The sequence below is a fragment of the Streptomyces sp. NPDC015032 genome, from assembly GCF_043080425.1.
GTDB lineage: Bacteria > Actinomycetota > Actinomycetes > Streptomycetales > Streptomycetaceae > Streptomyces.
Genome location: NZ_JBIBVN010000018.1, coordinates 103,216 through 125,986, shown reverse-complemented (window position 1 = coordinate 125,986; position 22,771 = coordinate 103,216). Strand labels below are relative to the sequence as shown.

Annotated in this window: 22 protein-coding genes; 11 read left to right on the top strand and 11 right to left on the bottom strand. The window is 70.9% G+C overall.

Features of this window, described 5'->3' with window-relative positions; genetic code table 11:
• Positions 1-29: 29 nt before the first annotated feature.
• Genes ACF08M_RS24380 through ACF08M_RS24370 form a run of 3 tightly spaced genes read left to right on the top strand, consistent with a single transcriptional unit; the run spans position 30 to position 2,134 of the window.
• On the top strand, positions 30-689 hold the full coding sequence (locus tag ACF08M_RS24380; RefSeq protein ID WP_392187393.1) for a glycerol-3-phosphate responsive antiterminator: 660 nt from the start codon (positions 30-32) through the stop codon (positions 687-689).
• 6 nt (positions 690-695) lie between these two features.
• Positions 696-998 (top strand): putative quinol monooxygenase, encoded by a 303-nt coding sequence (locus ACF08M_RS24375; protein ID WP_392187392.1) that lies wholly within the window; start codon positions 696-698, stop codon positions 996-998.
• Complete coding sequence (locus ACF08M_RS24370; RefSeq protein ID WP_392187391.1) at positions 995-2,134, top strand: zinc-binding dehydrogenase; 1,140 nt, start codon at positions 995-997, stop codon at positions 2,132-2,134. Before ACF08M_RS24375 ends, ACF08M_RS24370 begins: the two co-directional genes overlap by 4 nt.
• A gap of 117 nt (positions 2,135-2,251) precedes the next feature.
• Here ACF08M_RS24370 and ACF08M_RS24365 read toward each other — a convergent pair whose 3' ends face one another.
• The 3 genes from ACF08M_RS24365 to ACF08M_RS24355 form a co-directional block, all read right to left on the bottom strand.
• Positions 2,252-2,668 (bottom strand): nuclear transport factor 2 family protein, encoded by a 417-nt coding sequence (locus ACF08M_RS24365; RefSeq protein ID WP_392187390.1) that lies wholly within the window; start codon positions 2,666-2,668, stop codon positions 2,252-2,254.
• A 197-nt stretch (positions 2,669-2,865) separates the two neighbouring features.
• Positions 2,866-3,198 (bottom strand): dihydrofolate reductase family protein, encoded by a 333-nt coding sequence (locus ACF08M_RS24360; RefSeq protein ID WP_392187389.1) that lies wholly within the window; start codon positions 3,196-3,198, stop codon positions 2,866-2,868.
• 25 nt (positions 3,199-3,223) lie between these two features.
• A complete protein-coding gene (locus tag ACF08M_RS24355; RefSeq protein ID WP_392187388.1) occupies positions 3,224-3,892 on the bottom strand; it encodes a class I SAM-dependent methyltransferase in 669 nt (222 codons plus the stop codon).
• Positions 3,893-3,958: 66 nt separating this feature from the next.
• On the opposite strand from ACF08M_RS24355, the gene ACF08M_RS24350 reads away from it, so the two are divergent.
• Positions 3,959-4,996, top strand: a complete 1,038-nt coding sequence (locus ACF08M_RS24350) for a hypothetical protein (protein WP_392187387.1) — start codon at positions 3,959-3,961, stop codon at positions 4,994-4,996.
• A 323-nt stretch (positions 4,997-5,319) separates the two neighbouring features.
• Positions 5,320-6,567 carry an MFS transporter gene (locus ACF08M_RS24345; RefSeq protein ID WP_392187386.1) on the top strand — a complete coding sequence of 416 codons (1,248 nt, stop codon included), beginning with the start codon at positions 5,320-5,322 and terminating at the stop codon, positions 6,565-6,567.
• On the opposite strand, the gene ACF08M_RS24340 is transcribed toward ACF08M_RS24345, so the two are convergent.
• The 5 genes from ACF08M_RS24340 to ACF08M_RS24320 all read right to left on the bottom strand — a co-directional run bounded on the left by ACF08M_RS24340 (position 6,554) and on the right by ACF08M_RS24320 (position 12,233).
• On the bottom strand, positions 6,554-6,691 hold the full coding sequence (locus tag ACF08M_RS24340; protein ID WP_392187385.1) for a hypothetical protein: 138 nt from the start codon (positions 6,689-6,691) through the stop codon (positions 6,554-6,556). The genes ACF08M_RS24345 and ACF08M_RS24340 overlap by 14 nt on opposite strands.
• Positions 6,692-6,984: 293 nt before the next feature.
• Positions 6,985-8,136 (bottom strand): XdhC family protein, encoded by a 1,152-nt coding sequence (locus tag ACF08M_RS24335; protein WP_392187384.1) that lies wholly within the window; start codon positions 8,134-8,136, stop codon positions 6,985-6,987.
• Between the two features lie 223 nt (positions 8,137-8,359).
• Entirely contained in the window at positions 8,360-10,744 is a 2,385-nt protein-coding gene (pucD, locus tag ACF08M_RS24330; RefSeq protein WP_392187383.1) for a xanthine dehydrogenase subunit D, read from the bottom strand.
• Between the two features lie 2 nt (positions 10,745-10,746).
• A complete protein-coding gene (locus ACF08M_RS24325) occupies positions 10,747-11,340 on the bottom strand; it encodes a (2Fe-2S)-binding protein (RefSeq protein WP_392187382.1) in 594 nt (197 codons plus the stop codon).
• Between the two features lie 2 nt (positions 11,341-11,342).
• A complete protein-coding gene (locus tag ACF08M_RS24320; protein ID WP_392187381.1) occupies positions 11,343-12,233 on the bottom strand; it encodes an FAD binding domain-containing protein in 891 nt (296 codons plus the stop codon).
• 259 nt (positions 12,234-12,492) lie between these two features.
• Between ACF08M_RS24320 and ACF08M_RS24315 the strand changes: the two genes are divergently transcribed.
• Both ACF08M_RS24315 and ACF08M_RS24310 read left to right on the top strand, forming a co-directional pair.
• Positions 12,493-14,262, top strand: a complete 1,770-nt coding sequence (locus ACF08M_RS24315; RefSeq protein ID WP_392187380.1) for a PucR family transcriptional regulator — start codon at positions 12,493-12,495, stop codon at positions 14,260-14,262.
• Positions 14,263-14,425: 163 nt separating this feature from the next.
• On the top strand, positions 14,426-15,211 hold the full coding sequence (locus ACF08M_RS24310) for a hypothetical protein (protein ID WP_392187379.1): 786 nt from the start codon (positions 14,426-14,428) through the stop codon (positions 15,209-15,211).
• 302 nt (positions 15,212-15,513) lie between these two features.
• Here ACF08M_RS24310 and ACF08M_RS24305 read toward each other — a convergent pair whose 3' ends face one another.
• A complete protein-coding gene (locus ACF08M_RS24305) occupies positions 15,514-16,320 on the bottom strand; it encodes a GntR family transcriptional regulator (RefSeq protein ID WP_392187378.1) in 807 nt (268 codons plus the stop codon).
• Positions 16,321-16,466: 146 nt separating this feature from the next.
• Here ACF08M_RS24305 and ACF08M_RS24300 point away from each other — a divergent pair, with 146 nt between their 5' ends.
• The gene (locus ACF08M_RS24300; protein ID WP_392187377.1) at positions 16,467-17,315 is read left to right on the top strand and encodes a (2Fe-2S)-binding protein; all 849 of its coding nucleotides are present in this window, start codon (positions 16,467-16,469) and stop codon (positions 17,313-17,315) included.
• A 192-nt stretch (positions 17,316-17,507) separates the two neighbouring features.
• Positions 17,508-18,584, top strand: coding sequence for a DUF2637 domain-containing protein (locus tag ACF08M_RS24295; RefSeq protein WP_392187376.1), 1,077 nt, complete (start codon positions 17,508-17,510; stop codon positions 18,582-18,584).
• Positions 18,585-18,664: 80 nt separating this feature from the next.
• Here ACF08M_RS24295 and ACF08M_RS24290 read toward each other — a convergent pair whose 3' ends face one another.
• On the bottom strand, positions 18,665-19,027 hold the full coding sequence (locus tag ACF08M_RS24290; RefSeq protein ID WP_392187419.1) for an ATP-binding protein: 363 nt from the start codon (positions 19,025-19,027) through the stop codon (positions 18,665-18,667).
• 354 nt (positions 19,028-19,381) lie between these two features.
• Here ACF08M_RS24290 and ACF08M_RS24285 point away from each other — a divergent pair, with 354 nt between their 5' ends.
• Both ACF08M_RS24285 and ACF08M_RS24280 read left to right on the top strand, forming a co-directional pair.
• Positions 19,382-19,804, top strand: a complete 423-nt coding sequence (locus tag ACF08M_RS24285) for a ribonuclease domain-containing protein (RefSeq protein WP_392187375.1) — start codon at positions 19,382-19,384, stop codon at positions 19,802-19,804.
• Between the two features lie 91 nt (positions 19,805-19,895).
• Positions 19,896-20,285 (top strand): barstar family protein, encoded by a 390-nt coding sequence (locus ACF08M_RS24280; RefSeq protein WP_392187374.1) that lies wholly within the window; start codon positions 19,896-19,898, stop codon positions 20,283-20,285.
• 79 nt (positions 20,286-20,364) lie between these two features.
• On the opposite strand, the gene ACF08M_RS24275 is transcribed toward ACF08M_RS24280, so the two are convergent.
• Positions 20,365-22,752, bottom strand: coding sequence for a M9 family metallopeptidase (locus tag ACF08M_RS24275; protein ID WP_392187373.1), 2,388 nt, complete (start codon positions 22,750-22,752; stop codon positions 20,365-20,367).
• Between the last annotated feature and the right edge of the window lie 19 nt (positions 22,753-22,771).

Here is a 22,771-nt window from a genome sequence, read left to right as displayed (position 1 = left end):
ACCTCTCCCTCCCCAGGCAGGCCCTTGCCATGACCCCTTCCCCCTCCCGGTCCGGTGCCCCGCTCGACCCCCGGCTCACCGCGGCGTTCGCCGAGGTGCCGGTCGTCGCGTCGGTCGTCGGCACCCAGCCGCTGCGGCAGTTCCTGACCGCACCGGCCAAGGTGTGCATCCTCGCCTCGTTCGCGGTGGGACAGCTGCCCCAGGTCGTTCCGGCACTGGGCCGGGCGGGGAAGACCGTGTTCGTGAACGTGGACAGCAGCCCCGGTCTGGCTCAGGACCGGGGCGCGCTGGAGTTCATCAAGAACATGGGCGCGCACGGCGTGGTCAGCACCCGGCTCTCCCTCATAGAGAAGGGCCGTCCGCTCGGCCTGCTGACGATGATGAAGGTGTTCGTCACCGACCGGTCCAACCTGCGCCGTTCCACGGACGCGATCTCACGCGGGGCGCCGGACCTGGTCGAGATCATGCCCGCCCCGATCATCGCCCGGATGAGCGCGCAGGCACAGCGCGCCATGTCCCCGTCGGTCGCCGCGGGCTTCGTGGAGACCGCCGCGGACGTGGCGCTCGCGCTGGCCCTCGGGTCGGCCGCCGCCGCCACGTCCGACCCCCGCCTCTGGCACCTGCGCCGGGACCAGCTGCCAACGGTCCCGCCCACCGCCCTGAAGAGGCCCGCCGCACCCCAGGAGTAAGCCCCCATGACATACGTAGTCGTCGCCCGCTACCGCACCGAGGCCGGCGAGGAGAACACCGTCCTCCCGCTGCTCGACACGATGGCCGCCGCCTCCCGCGAGGAGCCGGGGAATCTCGCCTACCGGGTCCACCAGGGCACCGAGGACCCCCGGGCGATCGTGCTGTACGAGGAGTACGCCTCCGAGGCCGACTTCACCGCACACTGCGCCACCCCGCACTTCCAGGAGATCGTGCTCGGCAAGATCGTCCCGCTGCTGGAAAGCCGCGACGTGCTGCGCTGCGCCCCGCGTCCGGAGGTGCGGGCATGAAGACCCGTGCCGTGGTGCTGCGCGGGATATCGACGGCCCGCCCCTACTCCGGGACCCGGCCGGTGGAGGTGGAGGAGCTGGAGCTGGGCGCCCCGCGCGAGGGCGAGGTGCTGGTCCGTATCGCGGCCGCCTCGCTCTGCCACTCGGACCTCTCGGTGGTCAACGGCGACCGGGTCCGCCCGCTGCCGATGGCACTGGGCCACGAGGCGGTGGGTGTCGTCCAGGAGACCGGGCCGGGCGTCCACCGGGTCTCCGCCGGCGACCATGTGGCCCTGGTCTTCGTACCCAGCTGCGGCTTCTGCGGCGACTGCGCGGCGGGCCGCCCCGCCCTGTGCGCGCAGGCAGCGGCGGCGAACGGCTCGGGCGCACTGCTGCACGGCCCGTCGCTGCTGACCGACGCCTCCGGCGCACCGGTCCACCACCAGCTGGGCGTCTCCGCGTTCTCCGAACACGCGGTGCTGGCCCAGGAGTCGGTGGTGCCCATCCCCGAGGACATCCCGTTCACGGTGGCTTCGATGTTCGGCTGCGCGGTCCTGACCGGCGCCGGAGCCGTCATCAACACGGCGGCCCTGCGGCCCGGCCAGTCGACGGTGGTCTACGGCCTGGGCGGCGTGGGCCTGTCCGCGGTGCTGGGAGCCCGCGCGGCCGGGGCGTATCCGATCATCGCGGTCGACCCGGTCCAGGAGAAGCGCGAGCTGGCCCTCCGGCTCGGTGCGACGCATGCGTACGCCCCCGACGAGGCGATCCGGGCCGTTCGTGAACTCACCTCTGGAGGAGCCGAGTTGGCGGTGGAGGCGGTGGGCAGTCCCAAGGTCATGGCGGAGTGTCTGACGGCCGTGGCCCGGGGCGGCAAGGTCGTCTCGGTGGGCCTCCCCGCCCCCGACCGGGTGCTGGAGGTCCCGGCGCTGGCATTCGCGGGCGAGGGCAAGTCCCTGCTCGGCTCGTACATGGGCGACGCGGTCCCGCGCCGCGACATTCCCAGGTTCCTGGATCTGTGGCGGGCGGGCCTGATGCCGGTGGAGCAGATGCACACCGGCACACTGCCGCTGGCCGACATCAACGCGGCGTTGGAGGAGCTGGCTTCGGGCCGGGCGATCCGGCAGGTCATCGACACGTCGGGCATGCTGGACGCCTGACGCGATCTGACGCGACCTGACGCGCCGCCCGGCCCCGGCCGGGTCGACGGTGCCCCTTCCGTTGGCGGGACGGGCACCGTCGGCGTCGGCCTGTGGCGCACGATCACATGTGACATGTCATGAGGGTCGCTTGTCCGCACCGGAAGGAGTACGTCGTGCGGTGATCGTGCGGCGGCTGATGCGCCACCCCTCCTCGCCGCGCACGATCAGGTCCTCGTACATCACGCTTCCGCACGTGCCGTCCGCCCTGATCCCGATCCCCTTGGACCGCGCACGCACCTGATCGTCGCTCACCTCGGTCAGGACGATATTGGTGACGTGGTGGCCCACAGGCCCGTGCTCCCCCATCGCCGTTACCGTGTCCCGGACGGCCCCGGGCCCATGCATCGATCCATGCCCCAGGGCCGAGGCGTCGTAGACGACGTCCTCGGTGAACAACTCCTCCAGTCGGTCGAGTTCGCCGTCATCGACCAGGTGCCCGTGCAGGCCGATCAGTTCCGTGATCGCCATGCGGTCCTCGACGCCGAGTGTCATCGCCTGCCCTCTCGCCAGTTCATCGGTTCGCCGCTTCGACGGTTCGTCAGTTCTCGTGAGTTCTTCTCGCGAGTACTTTCCGTGAGTACTTTCCGTGAGTACTTTCCGTGAGTTCTCGTAACAGTGCGGAAGTTATACGGCAGAGCTCCCCGTTGGGCCCGGTGGAGCAGCCGGGACGCCGCCGCAGCGCGTGGAGTTCATTCCGGTGGAGCAGCCGTGGGCCGCTCGTAGCACAGGAGTACGACCCCGTTGCCGAAGGTCCGGGTCCCGTTCGGACGGACGGCGGTCCTGGTATCCGACGCCGGGAAGAGGGGCTTGCCCCGTCCGAGGAGAGCCGGATGGGCGTAGACACGGTACTCGTCGATCAGGTCGTACCGCATGAAGGACGCGGCGAGATCGGCACCACCGGGCGCCAGATCTCCGCCGGGCCGTGCCTTGAGAACGGTGATCTCGTCGACGTCCACCTCCCGCATGATGACGGTGTTCCATTCGGCCTGCTCCAGCGTCCGGGAGAACACGATCCCGGGCATGTCCCGGCCTTCGCCTTCGACATGGTCAGTCCTCGCCGGAGCCGTCGCGCCATACGAGGGTGTAGCGCCACAACAGCCTGCGACGCACTCTCACGCCGGGCAGCACCTGACGCGCCTGATGAACGATCTCGGCGTAGGTCATCTCGGCCGGCCGGGTCCTGGCGGTCATGGAGTCGGGGCGGGATGCCCTGCGCCCCTTGTTCTTGATCAGGGCCATGGCGATGTTCAGCGGAACGGAGAGGAGACCCAGCAGGTAGTCCCCGCAGGTCGCCTCCCGGGCGACGCCCACCACCAGCAGGGTTCCACCGGGTGCCAGATGCCCACGGAACCGGGTGAGGGCTTCGGTGAACGGCAGATGGTGAACCGTGGCGACGCAGGTGATGACGTCGTAGGGGCCGGGCGGTATCCCGTCCGGCGCGTCCGCGACGGCGAAGGTCACCGGAGCGTCCGGGGCGGTCAGTTCACGGGCCCGGGCCACGATGTCCGGGTCGGAGTCGATTCCGTGCACCGCCTTCGCTCGTGTCGCCAGGAGCCGGGCCAGTTCTCCGGCGCCGGAGCCGACGTCCAGGGCTCTGTCGCAACTACGGGGGAGCTGACGCAGAATCCACCGGTGGTAGTGGGCATTGTGGTCCCACGGGTGGGCGGCGTGGAAGCGATCGAGCCCCTGGAGGACTTGGTGCAGCAGCTTTGTCATGCCGTGATTCCACCAGAACGGCATCCCGGGCGGCTGGTTCCCGCAGAACAGTGATAAGGACTGGGCATGAGAATCGGTACGGCCCGAGCGGCCGCGGCGCGTTGGGGCGAAGAGCATGCACGAGCCGAATCCGGTTTCCGCGGCGCCTACTTCAGCGGCTCGACGGTCGGTCTGCCGGACGGCGCCGAACTGTCCCCGTTCTCCGATATCGACATCGTCGTTGTCACCGCCGAGCACGACCCGCCGGCCAAGCCCGGAAAGTTCCGCTTCCACGGTGCGCTGCTGGAGGTCAGCCATCTGTCATGGGACGACCTCTCCTCGGCGGACGATGTGCTCTCCTCGTACCACCTGGCCGGGAGCTTCCGCCGTGACACGGTCATCGACGACCCGACCGGCCGGCTGCGCGGCCTGCGGTCGGAGGTGTTCCCACGGTTCGCCGAGCGATTCCGGGTGCGCCGCAGGTGCCTGGACGCGGAGCGCCGGATCGAGACCCGCCTCGCCGCGTTCGACACCTCGGCACCGTTCCACGAACAGGTGACGGCCTGGCTGTTCCCCACCGGGGTGACCACCCACGTCCTGCTCGTCGCCGCGCTGCGCAACCCCACCGTCCGGCTGCGCTACCCGGCGGCGCGCGCGGTTCTCACCGACTACGGGCACGCAGACCGGTATCCGGAGCTGCTGGAGCTCCTGGGGTGCGCGCGGCTGTCCGCCCGCAGGACCGGGCATCACCTGGACCAGCTGACCCGTACGTTCGACGCGGCCGCGCGGGTCGCCCGCACCCCGTTCTTCTTCAGCAGCGACATCACCACCGAGGCACGGCCGATCGCCATCGGGGGAAGCCGGCAGCTCATCGAGCGGGGCGACCACCGCGAAGCCGTCTTCTGGATCACCGCGACGTTCGCCCGCTGTCACGCCGTCCTGGCCGCGGACGCCCCGGACCTGCACGTCGCGCGCCTCCCGGCCTTCCGGGAGGCCGTCGCCGACCTCGGCGTCACATCCACCGAGGACCTCCTCCACCGCACCGACGAAGTCATCGGATACCTCCCGCGACTCCGGCAGACCGCCGCGGAAATCCTGGCAGCCAACACCGGCATCACCGACTGACGCGGATGGCACGAGTTCGGCCGACACGGCGGGTTCAGCCGATGCGGCGGGCTCGACCGACACGGCGGGTTCAGCCGATGCGGCGGGCTCGACCGACGCGGCAGGCTCGGCCGACGCGGCGGAGCGTCTTCCGGCCGGCGGTCTCCCCCTGGCACACCCTCCACCACACGCCTCCGGCCCTGCTACGTTGGCGGGCATGTTCCTCTCCCGTGCGTAGAGATCCGCGCTGACCGCACCCACTCCGTCCCACCGGGTGCGGCCCCTCGGTGTCCCCGCATGCCCGCAGCGCCCCGTACCGCGCTGCCCTCACGAGGAATGTCCCGGTGCTTTCACCCTCACCCGCGCCTTCGCGCGCCCCGTCGTACGCCACGGTCCTGCGTACCCGCCACGCCCCCCGTACCTTCGGTGCCGCACTGCTGGGTCGGCTCTCGTACGGGCTGGTCTCCCTCTCCCTGATGCTGGCGGTGAAGGACACCACCGGCTCGTACTCGGTCGCGGGCGCCGTCATGGCCCTGTTCGGGGCGACCAGCGTCTTCCTCTCCCCCGCCCGTGCCTCGCTGATCGACCGGTACGGGCCGCGCCGGGCCCTGCCACCGATGGCCGGTGTCTACTCCGCGCTGCTCGCCGCCCTGGCGTACGCCACCTGGCGGCCGGGGGCCTCCTCGCTCCTGTTGGGGGCACTCGCCATGACGGCGGGCGCCTGCACACCGCCGTTGGGCCCGGTGATGCGGACTTTGTGGAGCAGCCTCGTTCCTGAACGGGAGCTGTTGCAGCGCGCGTACAGCCTGGACGGCGTCGCCGAGGAACTGCTGTTCGTCACCGGGCCGTTGCTGGTGGGCGTGATGATCGGGTTCACCGTCCCCGCGGCAGGAGTCGCGATCAGTGCCGCGCTCGTGCTGGCGGGCACCCTGGCGCTGGTGTCCTCGCCCGCGGTGCGTGACATCGCCGCCACACCGTCAGCGGACAAGGCCGCCGCGTCACAGGACGCACCCCGCGAGCAGCGACTGCTCGGCATGGCCGGGGTGCGGCACGCAGCGCTCGTGGCAGCGTCCGTGGGGCTGTGTCTGGGGGCCCTGGATCTGCTGGTGGTGGCGCTCACCGAGCAGCACCACCAGGGAACGGCGGCGGCCTGGGTACTGGCCGCGCTCTCGGCGGGAAGCGCGGTCGGCGGGCTCACCTACGGTGCCGTCTCCTGGCGCGCCTCGAACCGGGTGCGGCTGCCCGTTCCGGCCGCCGGCCTGGCGGTGGCGATGGTGGTGGCCGGGCTGTCACCCGATGTGTACGTGCTGGTCGTGATGATCGCGGTCGCCGGGGCATTCGTCGCCCCGGCCCTGACGACCGCGTATCTCGTCGCGGACGAGTCCGTTGGCACGGGCAGCCGCACACAGGCGGGTGCGTGGGTCAACACGGCGGTCAACGCCGGGTCCTCGGCGGGCACCGCGGCGGTGGGTCTGCTGGTGGACCGCCTGCCGACGGCCGTCTGTTTCGCGGTGGCGGCGGCCCCCGCGCTGCTGTGTGCGGCCGTGGTGGCGCACAGGGCGGTCGGCCGCCCCCGGATCAGCCGTTCCTGACCGTGATCGATCCGTTGTCCGTGGCCAGATCGATCTCGTGCTCGCCCGCCAGGTCATTGGCGATGCCGATGTTCTTGTGACCGTGGTGCGTGCTGGCGGTGACCGTGTACCGGCCCGTCGGCATGGTGACGGCGATGGCCCCGTGGGGAGAGTTCGGCGATGCCGTTGTCCAGCGAACGGGCCAAAGCGGAGCCCGCTGCGGGAAGCAGCGCGCCACTCACCAGGGCGACCGATGTCGCTATGGGCAGAGCCCCGCGACCCGCGCGGGTGGATCTCAACCGGCCGGAAGCGGAGGAGGATGTGAATGTCATGGAGCAGATCGAAAAGCCGGAAGCACGGCTATCGTCAGGTTCGCACCTGGCGTGCATCCGCCGTGGCGGCAACCCGCCCCGAAACGATCACGGTGCGGTGGCCGCTTCAGGCCACCGACGTGATCACTCCCGTCCTCGTCCCGCCGCCCTCGTGATGGATCGGCGTGTGCGCCCCCTTGAGCGGTACGCCGCTGCCGCCGCGCCGGTCGGCGACGATTTCGGCGGCGATCGACAGCGCGGTCTCCTCGGGGGTACGGGCGCCGAGGTCGAGGCCGATCGGCGAGTGCAGCCTGGCCAGTTCCAGCTCCGTGACGCCGACCCCGCGCAGCCGGTCGTTGCGCTCCAGGTGGGTACGGCGCGAGCCCATCGCTCCGACGTACGCCACCGGCAGCCTCAACGCCAGTTCCAGCAGCGGGACATCGAACTTGGCGTCGTGGGTGAGGACGCACAGGACGGTGCGCGCGTCGACGCCGGTCGTCGCGAGATAGCGGTGCGGCCAGTCGACGACCAGTTCATCGGCCTCCGGGAAGCGCGCCTTCGTCGCGAAGACGGGGCGGGCGTCGCACAAGGTGACGTGGTACCCGAGGAACTTTCCTGCCCGGACCAGCGCCGACGCGAAGTCGATGGCGCCGAAGACGATCATCCGGGGCGGTGGGACGCTCGACTCGACGAGCAGGGTCAGTGGTTGCCCGCAGCGTGAGCCCTCGGCTCCGACGGTGACGGAGCCGGTACGGCCCGCGTCCAGCATCGCGCGGGCATCGGCCGCGGCCGTGCGGTCCAGTTGCGGATGTCCGCCGAGCCCGCCCTCGTACGAGCCGTCGGGATGGACGAGCAGTGGGCGTCCGAGGAGTTCCGCGGGCCCGTCGGTGATCCTGGCGACCGCCGCCGCCTCCCCCCGTGCGGCGGCGGCGAGCGCGGCGGCGAACACGGCCCGCGCCGGGTCGTCCGCACGGACCGGTGTCACCAGGATGTCGATGACGCCGCCGCAGGTCAGTCCGACCGCGAAGGCATCCTCGTCGCTGTAGCCGAACCGCTCCCGTACGGTTCTGCCGTCGTCGAGGGCCTGCCCGCACATCTCGTACACCGCGCCCTCCACACACCCGCCGGAGACCGAGCCGATCGCCGTGCCCGCACGGTCGACGGCGAGGGCGGCTCCCGGCTGCCGGGGCGCGCTCCCGCCGACCGTCACGACCGTGGCCACGGCGAAGTCGCGCCCCTGCTCGACCCACCGGTTGAGCTGCTCGGCGATGTCCAGCATGGCGTTTCTCCTTCTACAAGTGTGCTGGCGGCACGACCCGGGGGACGGCCCGGGACGAACGGTTCATGCAGAACGGAATGTGCAGGTACCGCAGCACTGCTGAGTGCGCCAAGGTCCGTGAACGGTACGGCACTTGGATGCTCCGTGCGGTGCGGGCGGCGGAAGTGCGGCGTTCCTGGGAGACGCGCCGCCCGGGGAGTTGAGGAGGAGCCGGGAGCTCCTCTCAGGTGCCCGTGAGGTGCTCGGGGCGTACCGGTGTTCTGTTGAGCTCCAGACCCGTCGCGTCACGGATCGCCGCGAGGACGGCCGGGGTCGACGACAGGGTGGGGGCCTCGCCGATGCCGCGGAGCCCGTACGGGGCATGGTCGTCGGCGAGTTCGAGCACATCGACGGGGATGGTCGGGGTGTCGAGGATGGTGGGGATCAGGTAGTCCGTGAAGGACGGGTTGCGCACCTTCGCGGTCTTCGGGTCGACGAGGATCTCCTCCATGACGGCGACGCCCAGGCCCTGGGTGGTGCCGCCCTGAATCTGCCCTTCGACGGAGAGCGGGTTGAGCGCCTTGCCGACGTCCTGGGCGCAGGCCAGTTCGATGACCTTGACGAGGCCGAGTTCGGTGTCGACCTCGACGACCGCGCGGTGCGCGGCGAAGGAGTACTGGACGTGGCCGTTGCCCTGCCCGGTACGGAGGTCGAACGCCTCGGTGGGGCGGTGGCGCCACTCCAGCTCGATGTCGACCGCCTCGTCCCCCAGCACGTCGACCAGATCGGCCAGCACTTCACCGGCGTCGGTGACGACCTTGCCGCCCTCCAGGAGCAGTTCGGCGGTGGCCCAGGCGGGGTGGTACGTGCCGAACTTGCGCCGGCCCATCTCCAGGACCTTCTCGCGTACGGCCTCGCAGGAGTGCTTCACGGCGCCACCGGTGACATAGGTCTGCCGGGAGGCGGAAGTGGAGCCGGCGGAGCCCACCCGGGTGTCGGCCGGGCGGATGGTGACCTGGGTGACGCCGAGTTCGGTACGGGCGATCTGGGCGTGGACGGTGACACCGCCCTGCCCGACCTCGGCCATGGCGGTGTGCACGGTCACGACGGGTGCGCCTGCGATGACCTCCATGCGTACCCGGGCGGTGGAGTAGTCGTCGAAGCCCTCGGAGAAGCCCACGTTCTTGAGACCGACCGCGTAGCCGACGCCGCGCACGACGCCTTCGCCATGCGTGGTGTTGGAGAGTCCGCCGGGCAGGGCCCGTACGTCGGCCTGCTCGCCGGCCACCTCCCACTGGCGCTCGGGCGGCAGCGGCCTGGCCTTCACCCGTCGTAGCAGCTCGGCGACCGGGGCGGGCGAGTCGACGACCTGTCCGGTCGGCAGGACGGTGCCCTGTTCCATGGCGTTGAGCTGCCTGAACTCGACCGGGTCCATGCCGAGTTCGGCGGCGAGCCGGTCCATCTGTGCCTCGTAGGCGAAGCACGCCTGGACCGCGCCGAAGCCGCGCATGGCACCGCACGGCGGGTTGTTCGTGTAGAGCGCGATGGCCTCGATGTCGACGTCGTCGACGACGTACGGGCCGACGCTGAGCGAGGAGGCGTTGCCGACGACGGCCGGAGAAGCGGAGGCGTAGGCTCCGCCGTCCAGTACGATGCGACATTTCATATGGGTCAGCTTGCCGTCGCGGGTGGCGCCGTGCTCGTACCAGAGCTTGGCGGGATGACGGTGCACATGTCCGAAGAAGGACTCGAACCGGTTGTAGACGATCTTGACCGGCTTGCCGGTGCGCAGGGCCAGCAGGCAGGCGTGGATCTGCATCGACAGGTCCTCGCGCCCGCCGAAGGCGCCGCCGACCCCGGAGAGCGTCATGCGGACCTTGTCCTCGGGCAGGCCGAGGACGGGGGCGATCTGACGCAGGTCGGAGTGGAGCCACTGGGTGGCGACGTACAGGTCGACACCGCCGTCCTCGGCGGGCACGGCGAGTCCGGACTCGGGGCCGAGGAACGCCTGGTCCTGCATGCCGAAGACGTACTCGCCGCGGACCACGACATCGGCGCGGGCCGCCGCCGCGTCCGCGTCGCCGCGGACCACGGGCTGGCGGTGGACGATGTTGGGGTGCGGTACGTGCCCCGCATGGTGGTCGTCACGGTCCTCGTGGACGAGGGGCGCGCCGGGGGCGGTGGCGGAGGCCTCGTCGGTGACGAGGGGCAGCTCGCGGTAGTCGATCCTGATCTTCGCCGCGGCGCGTCGGGCCGTCTCCGGGTGGTCGGCGGCGACGAGCGCCACCGGTTCGCCGTGGTGGCGGACCTTGCCGTGGGCGAGGACCGGGGTGTCCTGGATCTCCAGCCCGTACTTCTTCACCGAGGTCGGCAGGTCGTCGTAGGTGAGCACGGCGTGGACGCCGGGGGTGGCGAGCGCTTCCGAGGTGTCGATGGAGACGATCTCGGCGTGCGCGACCGTGGAACGCAGTGTGTGGCCCCAGAGCATGTCCTCGTGCCACATGTCCGAGGAGTACGCGAACTCTCCGGTGACCTTCAGGATGCCGTCGGGGCGCAGCGTGGACTCGCCGATGCCGCCCCTGGTGCGGGTGCCCTGGTTGATGCTGGTGGGGTTGCCGGTAACACCCATCGTCAGACCGTTTCTTCCGCGCGGGCGGCCGCCAGGCGGACCGCGTCGAGGATCTTCTCGTAGCCGGTGCAACGGCAGAGGTTGCCGGAGAGCGCCTCGCGGATGTCCGCGTCGGACGGTTCCGGGTTGCGTTCGAGCAGTTCGTCGGCGGCGACCAGCAGGCCGGGGGTGCAGAAGCCGCACTGCACGGCGCCGGCGTCGATGAACGCCTGCTGGATCGGGGAGAGTTCACCGCCCTCCCGGGGTTCTTCACCGGCCGGCTCGGCCTCCCACTGCCGGGCCTTGTCCAGTGCGGTGCCACCGGCACCGGCGGCGCAGCCGCTGCCGGTGTGTGCCCGGGAGCGGTGGGCGGCGAGGTCCGCGAGGCCCTCCACGGTGACGACCTCGCGGCCCTCCACCTGGCCCGCGGCGACCAGGCAGGCGCAGACCGGGACACCGTCCAGACGGACCGTGCACGATCCGCACTCGCCCTGCTCGCAGGCGTTCTTCGAGCCGGGCAGGCCCATCCGCTCACGCAGCACGTAGAGGAGGGACTCGCCCTCCCAGACGTCGTCCGCCTCGTGCCTGCGGCCGTTGACCGTGAAATTGACGCGCATGATCAGGCAGCTCCTTCGGTGCTGCGGCCGTTGCCGCGGTACGACTCCCAGGTCCAGCCGAGGGTGCGGCGGGCCATGATCCCTACCGCATGCCTGCGATAGCTCGCGGTGCCGCGCACATCGTCGATCGGGTTGCAGGCACCGGCGGCGAGCGTGGCGAACTGCGAGGCGATGGACGGGGTGATGATCGCGCGGCTGTCCCAGAAACCGCCCTCTTCGAGCGCGGCGTCCAGGAATTCCTCGGCCTCCTTCGCCCGTACGGGCGTGGGCGCGGCCGAGCCGATGCCGGTGCGGACCGTGCGGGTCCCGGGGTGCAGCGCCAGGCCGAAGGCGCAGACGGCGATGACCATCGCGTTGCGGGTGCCGACCTTGGAGAACTGCTGCGGCCCGTCGGCCTTCTTGATGTGCACGGCCCGGATCAGCTCGTCCGGGGCGAGGGCGTTGCGCTTGACCCCGGTGTAGAAGGCGTCGATCGGGATCATCCTGGTCCCGCGGACGGATGCGGCCTCGACCTCGGCGCCCGCGGCGAGCAGCGCCGGATGGGCGTCACCGGCGGGCGACGCAGTCCCCAGGTTGCCGCCGACGCCGCCGCGGTTGCGGATCTGCGGCGAGGCGACGGTGTGCGAGGCGAGCGCCAGTCCGGGCAGCTCGGCCCGCAGGTGCTCCATGATGTGGCTGTACGGTACGGATGCGCCGAGCCGTACATTCTCCTGACCCACCTCCCACTCGGACAGCTCTCCGATGCGGTTCAGGTCCAGCAGGTACTCGGGCCGCCGGTGGTCGAAGTTGATCTCGACCATCACATCGGTGCCACCCGCGATGGGCACAGCCGTCGGGTGCTCGGCCTTGGCGGCGAGCGCCTCCTCCCAGCTGGCGGGGCGAAGGAAGTCCATGAGTGGCTCTCTTCTTCTCAATCGGGCCGTTCGCCGGGGCTGGGGACGGCCGGCCCTCGACTGGTCGTTCATGTGTTGTTAACGCGGCGTGGGGCCAAGTACACAAGCCGTGCTCCACCCGGTGCAGTCACCGAAACCATGAAGGAGTTGGCTGGCCGATCTCCTCGTCTTGTAGATTCGAACGAATGGTGGGGGTCGGTGGCCTCACCGCAATATCCAGTTTTCACCCGCACCAACGAAAGAGATCGGCGGCGACGAGATGCGGCTGCGCGCACTGCTGGAGACCGACGCGCTGGGCCTGCGGCTGCTCGGCGGCGAGGACGAGCTGGACAGGTCCGTCCGCGGCGTGATGACCACCGACCTGCGGGATCCCAGCCGCTATCTGTCGGGCGGCGAGCTGGTCCTGACGGGCCTGGCCTGGCGCCGGGACGCGACGGAATCGGAGCCGTTCGTACGGATCCTGGTGGGTGCCGGGGTCGCCGGTCTGGCGGCGGGCGAGGCGGAGCTCGGCGACATTCCCGGTGATCTGGTGGAGGCATGTGCGCGGCACCGGCTGCCGCTCTTCGCCGTCCACGAGACCGTCGCGTTCGCAACGATCACCGAGCATGTGGTGCGCCAGGTGTCCGGCCAGCGGGCGGGCGATCTGGCCGCGGTCGTGGACCGGCACCGCAGACTCATGACCTCGGGTCCGGCGGGCGGTGGCCCCGAGGTGGTGCTCGATCTGCTCGGTTCCGACCTCGACCTGCGTGCCTGGGTGCTCTCCCCCACCGGGCGGCAGATCGCGGGCGCCGGGGACGCGCCGCTGGCCGGAGCGGTCGGCGCCGCGCTCGCCGGCCACCACCTGGCCGCCACCCGCACCGGTCACCGGGCCCCGCACCGGGCCACAGTGGCGGGCACCACGTATTCGCTCTTCCCGATCCGGAACACCGGGCGGGGTGCGCTCCCGGCCTCCCGGGATGTGCGCGAGTCGGTGCTCTCCGACTGGCTGCTCGCGGTCGAGGCGGACGCGAGCGACTGGCCGCCCGCCCGGCTGGACCTGCTCCAGGGCGTCACCCAGCTGATCGCGGTCGAGCGGGACCGGCGCGACGCAGCCCGTACGGTACGCCGCAGACTCGCCCAGGAAGTCCTGGAGCTGGTCCAGACGGGTTCCCCGCCCGCCGAGATCGCGGCCCGCCTGCGGGTCGCCGCCCCGGTGCTGCTGCCCGGTCTCGGCACCGCACCGCACTGGCAGGTCGTGGTGGCCCGGGTCGAGTGGGGCGGCGCGGAGGGTTCCGCCACCACGGGCGGGCCGGATGACTCCGTCGCGGGTGCCCCGGCCGGCGGCTCCGGGCCCGCCGTCGCCGGCGGCGCGATGGCCCAGGCGCTGCTGGAGGAGATCCTCGTCGACCCCGCGGTCACCGGTCCCGGCTCCGCCGACCGGATCGCGGTCGCCCACACGGGTGCGGAGGCCGTGGCCCTCGTACCGCTGCCCGCCCCCGCCGCGTCCACGGCGGCCCCTGACTCCACCGACGCGAGCCCCGCCGGGGCGGAGACCACGCTGCACGCCGATGTGCTGCTCGCCGCCGTCCGCGAGCCGCTCTCCGCGGGCCTCGCCGACGACGGCCGGCTGACCCTGGGTGTGAGTGCGGCCGTGCATTCGCCCGAGGGGCTCCGCGGCGCCCTGGAGGAGGCCCGGCACGCCCGCCGGGTGGCGGCGGCCCGCCCCGGGCGGGTCTGCGCGGCCGGCCATCACGAGCTGGCCTCGCACGTCCTGCTGCTGCCGTTCGTCCCGGACGACGTGCGCCGCGCGTTCACCGCACGGCTGCTCGACCCGCTGCGCGACTACGACCGGCGCCACCGCGCGGAGCTGATCCCGACGCTGGAGGCGTTCCTGGACTGTGACGGCTCCTGGACCCGCTGCGCGTCCCGGCTCCATCTGCACGTCAACACACTGCGCTACCGGGTCGGGCGAATCGAGCAGTTGACGGGGCGTGACCTCTCGCGCCTGGAGGACAAGCTCGATTTCTTCCTCGCCCTGCGTATGAGCTGACTTCCGGGCCTGGCCCCGGTTCCGAGCGGGTCCGGTCGTTTGTGAAATCTTTCACCTGACATTGAACCGACCCCTTGGCCCGGCGTGCCATTCCATGCTGAGATGCCGCCAGACTCAACAGCTCAATGGCGCGCTCGGGGAGGGCAATGTGGCGCATACCGCCATGTCTGGTTCCGGAACGACAGCAGATGACGATCCGCCGCTCCAGACAGCGGTATGGCGGCTGCGGTCACGCGCCTGCTGGACGGACGCCGCCGCGCTGCTCGAACACGACGCCGCCACCGATCCGGCGGCGGCCCTCCAGCGGACGGCCCTGCTGACCGAGCGGTGCCTGTACACCGGACAGGGCTGGACCGACGCCGAGGACGCCCTGCGCACCGCCGAGGCACTGGCCCACGACGCTGCCGAACGCGGCGCGGCTGCCTGCGAGCGCGGTCATCTGGCGTACGCCTCGACACTTCTGGGGGTACGGGACCGGGCCGACGAGGCCAGTGTCGCCCTGAGCCGGGCCGCCGCACTGCTCGCCCCGTCCGCTCCGGGCCGACCGCTGCTGGACTTCCGCCGGGGCCTGATCGCGCAGAACATCGCCGACTCGCCGCAGGCCGCGCGCGCCGCGTACCGCAGGGCCCACGCCGGCGCGACCGCCCAGGGCGACGCCCTGCTGCTCTCCTCGACCTGGCGCCATCTCGCCCTGCTCGCCCTGCGCGAGGGCGAACTCGCGGAGGCCCGGCACGGCTTCGCCGAGTCCCTGCGGATAAGGGAGGAGCTGGGCTATCTGATCGGTACGGCTCCGGCCCTCATCGCCCTCGCGGACTCCGAGCCGGAGCCCGAGGCGGCGACCCGGCTGCGCGCCGAGGCGGGCCGGCTCTTCCGGCTGCTCGGGGGCGTCCCGACCTGGCTGGCACCTCATCTGGACCCGCCGCCCCCGGAGACGGCCGAGGTGAACTGAGCCCCGGCACCGGCCGAAGCGGCGGCAGGCGGCAGGCGGCAGGCACCAGACGGCAGGCGGCAGGCGGCAGGCGGCAGGCGGTGGTCGCAGGGCCGACCGGTGAACGCCGGACCCGGCCCTCGACCGGGCCCGGGCATCCGGAACGCCGTCCGCGGCCGGACCGGTGGGCGTCGGGCGCGGTCCTCGACCGGACCACCGGCCGCGCCGCCCGCCCTACCCGCCCTACCCGCCCCAAGAACGATCAAGGGATCAGCGGCGTGGCCTCACCGGCTCCGGATGCGGAACCCACGGGCCGTCCCGGTTCAGCTCTCGGCGCCGGTGAAATGTTTCCGTACGAGTGACTGCACGACGGCCAGGTCCTGGGCGATGAGCGCGTCGAGGAGGACGGTGTGTTCGGCGGCGTCGGCGAGCAGATCGGCGCGGCGGGTGGCGGGGTTGTTGCCCAGGGGCCACTGGGAGCGGCGGTGCAGGTCGTCGGCGACCATCACCAACTGCTCGTTGCCGCAGAGCGCGAGGACCGCGCCGTGGAAGGCCCGGTCGGACTCGGCGTAGCTCGCCCGGTCGCCCACCGCGGCGGCCGCCACCGTGGCGTCGGCCAGTGGACGCAGGGCGCACCAGCGGGCCGGCGGGACGGTGCGGGCCAGCCGCAGCATGACGGGGACCTCGATCAGGGCCCGCACCTCGGCCAGCTCGGCCAGCTCGCGCGGGCCCCGTTGGGACACCCGGAATCCACGGTTCGGTACGACTTCGACGGCGCCCTCGACGGCCAGTTGCTGCATCGCCTCGCGCACCGGGGTCGCGGAGACCCCGAAGCGTGCGCCGAGGGCCGGGGCGGAGTAGACCTGACCGGGAACCAGCTGACCGTCGACCAGGGCGGCGCGCAGGGCGTCGAGGATCTGGCCGCGTACGGAGTGCCGCTGCACCCCCGCGCGCGAGGAGGGCTGCTCGCCATGGGTGTGCTCGCCACGCGCCTGTTCCCTGCGCACCTCTTCGCCGCGCGACTGCTCGCCACGCACCTGTTCGGGCACCCGTACGGACGTCGAAATGGTCGCGGACGCTGCGGGCGCACACGACGGCGCCGCCTGCCCCGGCGCTCTGCCCTGCTCCACTCGGACCTCCTCGGCCTGCCGTGGGCGCGGCTCGCGTGCGCCATGCCCCCCTCTGCACGATAGGCGGAGCAGGCCCCAGTTCAAACATCGATTCGTTCGGGTAAGGTAAGGCTTACCTGCAAACGATCGCGATGTGGTGGTCCTGCATGACCCTTCCCGCCCTGTTTCCCGACACCTCCGCGTCCGCCCTGACGGGCGCGTACGCGCGCCTGGCCGAGGTCTTCCCCGGGCTGCGCGTCGAGGTGCTGACGGGCGACGACGCCGCTCCGCGCGGTGCCGGCTGGGTGGGCGCGGACGAACTCGCGGCCGGCGGCGCCGCTCTCGACACTTTCCTCGCCCGGGACCACGCGCAGGTGCTGCGGGACTACGGGCAGCAGCCCAGGCCCGATGTGGTCGCCAGCTTCGGCCTGCACCGATACGCCTGGCCCGCCTGCCTGCTGGTGACGGTGCCGTGGTTCCTGCACCGGCGGGTACCCCGGATCCCCGTCGGGGATGTGGCGTTCCAGCGGGCGCTGGGCCACCTGACCGTCCGCGTACGGGAGTTCGCCTGCCTCCCGGACGATCCGGCGGCCGGGCTGCCGGGCGCCCGGGTGGTCCCCGACGAGGCGGCGCTGCGGGCCGAGGTGCTCTCCGCGGTCGCCGACCACATCGGCCCGGTGCTGGACGGCTTCGGACCGCGGATGCGGCGCGGCAGGCGGGCGCTGTGGGGCATGGCGACGGACGAGATCGTCGAGGGCCTCTGGTACATCGCCCATCTGCTGGGCGAGGAGCGGCGGGCGATGACCGAGCTGGAGGCGCTCCTGCCCGGCACCACGAAGCCGTACGTCGGCTCGGCCGGCTTCCGTGAACTGGCCGGGCCGGGCGGCGAGCCGCTGCCCACCCGCGACCGGGCGAGCTGCTGCCTCTTCTACACAATCCGCCCCGACGACACCTGCGTCACGTGCCCCCGCACCTGCGACGCGGACCGCGTACGGAAACTGACGCTCGCTCACTGAATCCACACCACCCTCACGGGTAGTATTATTCGAACGCAGATCACTGGCCGCGTACGAATACTCGATCAGATCTCGACTATCCGTATGCCCCGCCAACCCAATGGCGTTCTCTTGCCCCGAAACCCCCTGTGCATGAGGGGGTTTCGGCAATCATGGCGCCCGAAATGCCCTACGCGACGCAAGGGACCGCGCATGAGACTGACCGACATATCGCTGAATTGGCTGCTTCCGGGCGCCGTGCTGCTCGTGGGAGTCCTGGCGGCGGTGGCGGTGGTCGCACGCGGCAAGCGCGCCGCCGACGATTCCGCTGCCGATGACAGCTGGGAACGCAGCGAGGAGCGTCGCAGACGCAAGGAGGCGCTGTACGCCACCGCCTCGTACATCCTGCTGTTCTGCTGTGCGGCGGTCGCCGCCGCACTCTCCTTCCATGGGCTCGTCGGCTTCGGCGAGCAGAACCTCGGCCTCTCCGGAGGCTGGGAATACCTCGTTCCGTTCGGCCTCGACGGGGCCGCGATGTTCTGTTCCGTACTCGCGGTGCGCGAGGCCAGCCACGGTGACGCGGCGCTGGGCTCCCGGCTGCTCGTATGGACGTTCGCCGGCGCCGCGGCCTGGTTCAACTGGGTGCACGCGCCGCGCGGAGTGGACCACGCGGGCGCCCCGCAGTTCTTCGCGGGCATGTCGCTCTCGGCGGCCGTGCTCTTCGACCGGGCACTGAAGCAGACCCGCCGGGCCGCCCTGCGCGAGCAGGGCCTGGTGCCCCGTCCGCTGCCGCAGATCCGGATCGTGCGGTGGCTGCGCGCCCCCCGGGAGACCTTCGGCGCCTGGTCGCTGATGCTGCTGGAGGGTGTGCGCAGCCTGGACGAAGCCGTCGAGGAAGTACGCGAGGACCGGCGGGAGAAGGAGCAGAACCGGCTCCGCAGGAAGGACCAGGAGAAGCTGGACCGGGCCCACATCAAGGCGCTGAACCGGCAGAACCGGGCCTGGCGCCGGGTCGGCCGGGGCGGCACCCAGGTGGACATCCCGGCGATCGCCCCGACGACGGCGTCCGCGCAGTCCGCCGTGGAGCCCGCCATATCCGAGCCGGGGCAACTGCCCTTGCGTCACCGGCCGTCCCTGCAAGCCGTGACGGGACCGAACTCCGGCGCCCCGGAGCGGAACGCGAATGATCCGGTCACCGTCGACCTCACCGCCGAGGACGACACCCAGGCACTGCCCCGGCTCGATTCGCTGGAGCGGAAACTGAAGGATCTGGAGCAGCAGTTCGGCTGATCCACCGATTCACGCAGATCCGCGCACGGCCCGCCGATCTGCCGCAGAAGGCCCTGACAGCCCGGTCCACTGACGGGTTCTCAGGGCCTTTCGCCGTCCAGCTCGAACCAGACGACCTTGCCCAGCGGGTGTGCGCCCATCCCCCAGGCGTCCGCGAGACTCCGCACCAGGAAAAGCCCCCGTCCGTGCGTACCGTCGTCGGCGTCCGGTACGTACGACGGAGGCATCCCGGCGACGAAGTCCCGTACCTCCACCCGTAATCCGGCGGGCGCCACGCTCGCCGTGACGACCGCGCCGTGCCTCGTGTGGATCAACGCGTTGGTCACCAGCTCGCTGAGCAGGAGCTCTGCCACCTCGGCCGGTTCGGTCGGCCACCGATAGCGCAGTAACTCACGTAACGCGCACCGCACTTCGCTCACGGCTGCCAGATCGGTACGGGCCAGTCTGCGATGCAGCCGGACCGGCTGCTGCCCCTGTGCCCCCGGCCCGCAAGCCGCCCCGTCCGCCATGGAATCGGCATCTCCCCGACGTTTCATCATTTCCCCCGCCCGCACAGTGAATCGCCCCCTGCTCGCCATCTCGTCGAACGTGTTCCCGGAACATCTCCACGGGGATGCATGCCCCACAGACCGGCCGTCACGCTTGTCGACACATCAACAAGTGAACAGGCGGGCCGGAGCGGCCCGCGAACCCTCGGACACAACGGCGTCACAATTCCGTCCCTCCGGTTAACTTCCAAAAAATTCACATCGGTTGACGTTGACGGCACCGTGTCTACGCGCGTCATCATGATGGTTATGCGAATCCCCCCACGGATCACCACACTCGGTGGCGCTGCCGCCCTCCTGTCCGTTCTCCTCGTCGGCGGCCCGGTCACCACGACTGCCACCGCCGCGGCCGACCCGGTCGCCACCACCGGTGCCGGCATCACGTCGGTCGGCAGCATCTGCTATTCGGCGCTGCCCGCCCAGGCCCACGACACCCTCGGCCTGATCGAGGCGGGCGGCCCGTTCCCGTACAAGCAGGACGGCGCCGTCTTCCAGAACCGTGAAGGCGTCCTGCCCAGCCGGAGCACCGGCTACTACCACGAGTACACGGTCATCACCCCCGGCTCCCCGACCCGCGGCGCGCGACGCGTCGTCACGGGTGAAGAGGCGCGGGAGGACTACTACACCAGCGACCACTACGCCTCCTTCAACCTGATCGACCGCGGCTGCTGAAGCCCGGCCCCGAGCCGGTCCGCGCCGTAGCCCCCCACCTGCGGCGCGGATCACGGGCCGGTGGAAGCAACCGGACTTGTACCCTCCACCCATGACCGTGACCTATGTGATCGACGGCTCCCGGGTCACCGGCCTGGAGCAGTTCTGGAACGTGATCGGCGAGGCGGTGAACGGCCCCGGCGGATACTTCGGTCGCAACCTCGACGCCCTCGCGGACTGTCTCAGCGGCGGGATGGGCACGCCGGACGACGACGACTTCGTCTTCGAGTGGCGGGACCACACGCTCTCCGCGCGGGCCCTGGGCCATGCGGAGACGGCGCGTCATCTGCGGCAGAGCCTGGACCGGGTGCACGTCACCAACAGACCTGCCGTACAGCGGCGCCTGGACGATGCCCTGGCGGGGCGGGGGCCGACCCTGTTCGACCTGCTCGTGGAGACCCTGACGAACGGAACGGCGCCCGACGGGCTGCGGCTGCTGTGAACCGGGGCGGCCCGGCAGAGCCGGCCTGCAGAGGGAACTCCCCTCCGCAGGCCGGCCGTTGTCGTGTGTCCGAAGGTGCTCAGTACTTGGTGGAGACGGTCACACCGTCGAATCCCTCAACGGCGTGCAGGCTGATGAAGCGGTCTCCGGCTTCCGGGTTGTCGATGGTCAGCGTGTGCTCGTTCCCGGCGCCGACCGCCTTGCTGGTGAAGGCGTCGGTGGTCGCCCACTTGTCCGCGTTGTAGTAGAGGTCGGCATCGCCCGTACCGCCCGTCACGGTGATCTGCAGCTGAGCGGTGTTCGCCGGAATGCGTACGTACAGGTAGGCGTAGTCGTCCTTGACCGCCTTCAGCCCGCTGCGCTTGCAGTCCTTGCCCAGCTCCCTGGTGTCCTTCCCGGGGCACTCGCCCCCGGGCTCGGTGGGCGTGCCGCCGCCGCAGGCGCCGGCCGCGCAGGCGTCCAGCCAGGTGTTCCAGTCGGCTTCGTAACGGTCGCCGATGGTCGATGTGAGCAGGGTGCGGGCACCGTCCCAGTCACCCTTGCGGTAGAAGCCGAGGAGCGTGTCGATGTCCGCGCGGTGGGACTCCATCATGTAACGGACGGCCAGATAACCCCAGTTGTAGGTTCGGGTCTGGTCGGTGTTCTCGTAGGTGGTGTCGAACAGGGTCCGCAGGGGGTAGGTGTGGTTCGCGGCCTGGGTGGCGGCGTCATCGTAGTTGACCTTGCGGTACGAGTAGTTGATGTACTCCGCAAAGCCCTCGACCCACCAGACGGTCGGCGTGGTCAGTCCGGCCTCGAAGTCGCCGTACATGTTGTAGCGGCCGTCGAGGTAGTGCGTGTACTCGTGGTTGAGGTTCCAGATCTGGAAGTCGGGACGGGCCCACTCGGCCTCGTAGGCGATGAAGCGGGGCTGGTTGCCCTCGGCCTTGGGGTCGCCCTCCAGGTACATGCCACCGTTGTTGGTGTCGATACCGAAGATCACACCGGCGTAGGTCTGGTAGTCGGCACTGGAGTCGAAGGCCACGACCTCGATGGTCTTGTTGTTGTCGTCGGCGACCGCACCGTTGTCCCGGGCCACCTCGTGGAAGTAGGCGTCCTGGTTGCGCAGGCTGGTGCAGCTGGCTTCCAGCTCCTCCGCGGCCATGTCCTGCGCCCGGATGGTGATGCTGTCGCTACAGGTGTGCTTCACCGGCAGGACAGCCTTCTCGAGACGCTCCGCGAGGTTGCAGGCGTCGTACTTCGCGCAGTTGTCCTTGTCGTAGGCGTCGACCATCTTCGCCAGGTTGACCCAGAGCGGAGCGGTGGGGCCGTCGATGGAGCTCTTGCTCATCAGGTCGACCGCGAGCGGGCTCGCCTTGTCGCGCAGCGAGTCCTCCTCGAGGAAGCGGCCGAGCTCGAGTCCCGCGTTGGCGGCCAGGAACGAGTTCTCGGTGCCCAGCAGGTCGATGTGGTTCGCGGCGAAGTCGCGCAGCGAGGTCAGGACGCTCGGGTCGGCCTCGATGGCGGTGACGAACTCCGGCACCTGGTGACCGCGGAACATCACCGTGTACACGCTGTTCACGGCGTTCCGCATGTGCCACAAGTCGTTGTACGACTCGTCGTAGTCCGCCAGCATCTTCTTGACGATGTTCAGGTAGCGGGCGTTCTGCTCGGCGCTGTCGACCAGGATGATCGCCTCGGACAGGCTCTCGCCGTTGGCGTCGGTGACGTCGAAGGCGTGCGAGGAGCCGAAGAAGCCGTCGAGCGCGCCCTGGATGGCCGTGACCAGTCGCGGCCCGTACTCCCCGACGGTGTCGGGGTCGTAGAACTGCACGTAGTAGCCGGCCCGGAGGAAGAGGATCAGCTGCGGCATGCCGGTGCTGGCGTCACCCGGGTAGGAGGCCGACGCGTCGCGCATCGCGTCGGCGATGGTGACCATTTGGTCCTCGCGGAAGGCGTTGTAGCCGTCCTGGCCCTGGATGCGGAACAGCGTGTTGACGCAGTCGGTGGTGGCCGCCTTGACCTTCTCGACCAGGGCGCTTCCGGTGTTGTTGGTGAAGTCGGTGACGTTGCACTCGGCAGCGGCCGTGCCGAGCTTCTTGGCGCGGCGCTTCTCGGCCTTCATGGAAGGCGCCTGGTGGCTCGGAAGCGCGGCATTCGGGTCGTCGTAATCCCGCTTGAGCGCGTCCTTGGACGCGGACACCGGCGGCAGGTCGGCGGCCTTGAGCGACTTGCGCTGGACGTGAGCGGCATCGTCGGCGCGCGCCGTCAGCGACTCGGCGGTGGGGCCGCCGGGCTCTGCGGCAGGCCCGCTGCCCGTACGGACCTGACCGGCGTCGCCGGTCCGGTCGTGGCCGGTCGCTGTCGATGCGATGGGGGGTCGCTCGACGGCCTGGCCCGGTGCGGAGAGCAGGCCCACGCCCAGGCATGCTGCCAGGACCGCAGTGGACAATCCAGTAATTCTCTGTCGAACCGTTCGGTTCTTCACGTGCCGCCTCCCAGCGGAG

Bases quoted from the DNA above. Each gene is read 5' to 3' on its own strand.
- ACF08M_RS24285 (WP_392187375.1), top strand. From the start codon at position 19,382: ATGCGAATCCCCCCACGGATCACCACACTCGGTGGCGCTGCCGCCCTC.
- pucD (WP_392187383.1), bottom strand. From the start codon at position 10,744: ATGGGTGTTACCGGCAACCCCACCAGCATCAACCAGGGCACCCGCACC.
- ACF08M_RS24365 (WP_392187390.1), bottom strand. From the start codon at position 2,668: ATGACACTCGGCGTCGAGGACCGCATGGCGATCACGGAACTGATCGGC.
- ACF08M_RS24360 (WP_392187389.1), bottom strand. From the start codon at position 3,198: ATGCCCGGGATCGTGTTCTCCCGGACGCTGGAGCAGGCCGAATGGAAC.
- ACF08M_RS24315 (WP_392187380.1), top strand. From the start codon at position 12,493: ATGCGGCTGCGCGCACTGCTGGAGACCGACGCGCTGGGCCTGCGGCTG.
- ACF08M_RS24300 (WP_392187377.1), top strand. From the start codon at position 16,467: ATGACCCTTCCCGCCCTGTTTCCCGACACCTCCGCGTCCGCCCTGACG.
- ACF08M_RS24295 (WP_392187376.1), top strand. From the start codon at position 17,508: ATGAGACTGACCGACATATCGCTGAATTGGCTGCTTCCGGGCGCCGTG.
- ACF08M_RS24350 (WP_392187387.1), top strand. From the start codon at position 3,959: ATGAGAATCGGTACGGCCCGAGCGGCCGCGGCGCGTTGGGGCGAAGAG.
- ACF08M_RS24335 (WP_392187384.1), bottom strand. From the start codon at position 8,136: ATGCTGGACATCGCCGAGCAGCTCAACCGGTGGGTCGAGCAGGGGCGC.
- ACF08M_RS24370 (WP_392187391.1), top strand. From the start codon at position 995: ATGAAGACCCGTGCCGTGGTGCTGCGCGGGATATCGACGGCCCGCCCC.
- ACF08M_RS24340 (WP_392187385.1), bottom strand. From the start codon at position 6,691: ATGCCGACGGGCCGGTACACGGTCACCGCCAGCACGCACCACGGTCAC.
- ACF08M_RS24375 (WP_392187392.1), top strand. From the start codon at position 696: ATGACATACGTAGTCGTCGCCCGCTACCGCACCGAGGCCGGCGAGGAG.
- ACF08M_RS24380 (WP_392187393.1), top strand. From the start codon at position 30: ATGACCCCTTCCCCCTCCCGGTCCGGTGCCCCGCTCGACCCCCGGCTC.
- ACF08M_RS24320 (WP_392187381.1), bottom strand. From the start codon at position 12,233: ATGGACTTCCTTCGCCCCGCCAGCTGGGAGGAGGCGCTCGCCGCCAAG.
- ACF08M_RS24280 (WP_392187374.1), top strand. From the start codon at position 19,896: ATGACCGTGACCTATGTGATCGACGGCTCCCGGGTCACCGGCCTGGAG.
- ACF08M_RS24325 (WP_392187382.1), bottom strand. From the start codon at position 11,340: ATGCGCGTCAATTTCACGGTCAACGGCCGCAGGCACGAGGCGGACGAC.
- ACF08M_RS24355 (WP_392187388.1), bottom strand. From the start codon at position 3,892: ATGACAAAGCTGCTGCACCAAGTCCTCCAGGGGCTCGATCGCTTCCAC.
- ACF08M_RS24310 (WP_392187379.1), top strand. From the start codon at position 14,426: ATGTCTGGTTCCGGAACGACAGCAGATGACGATCCGCCGCTCCAGACA.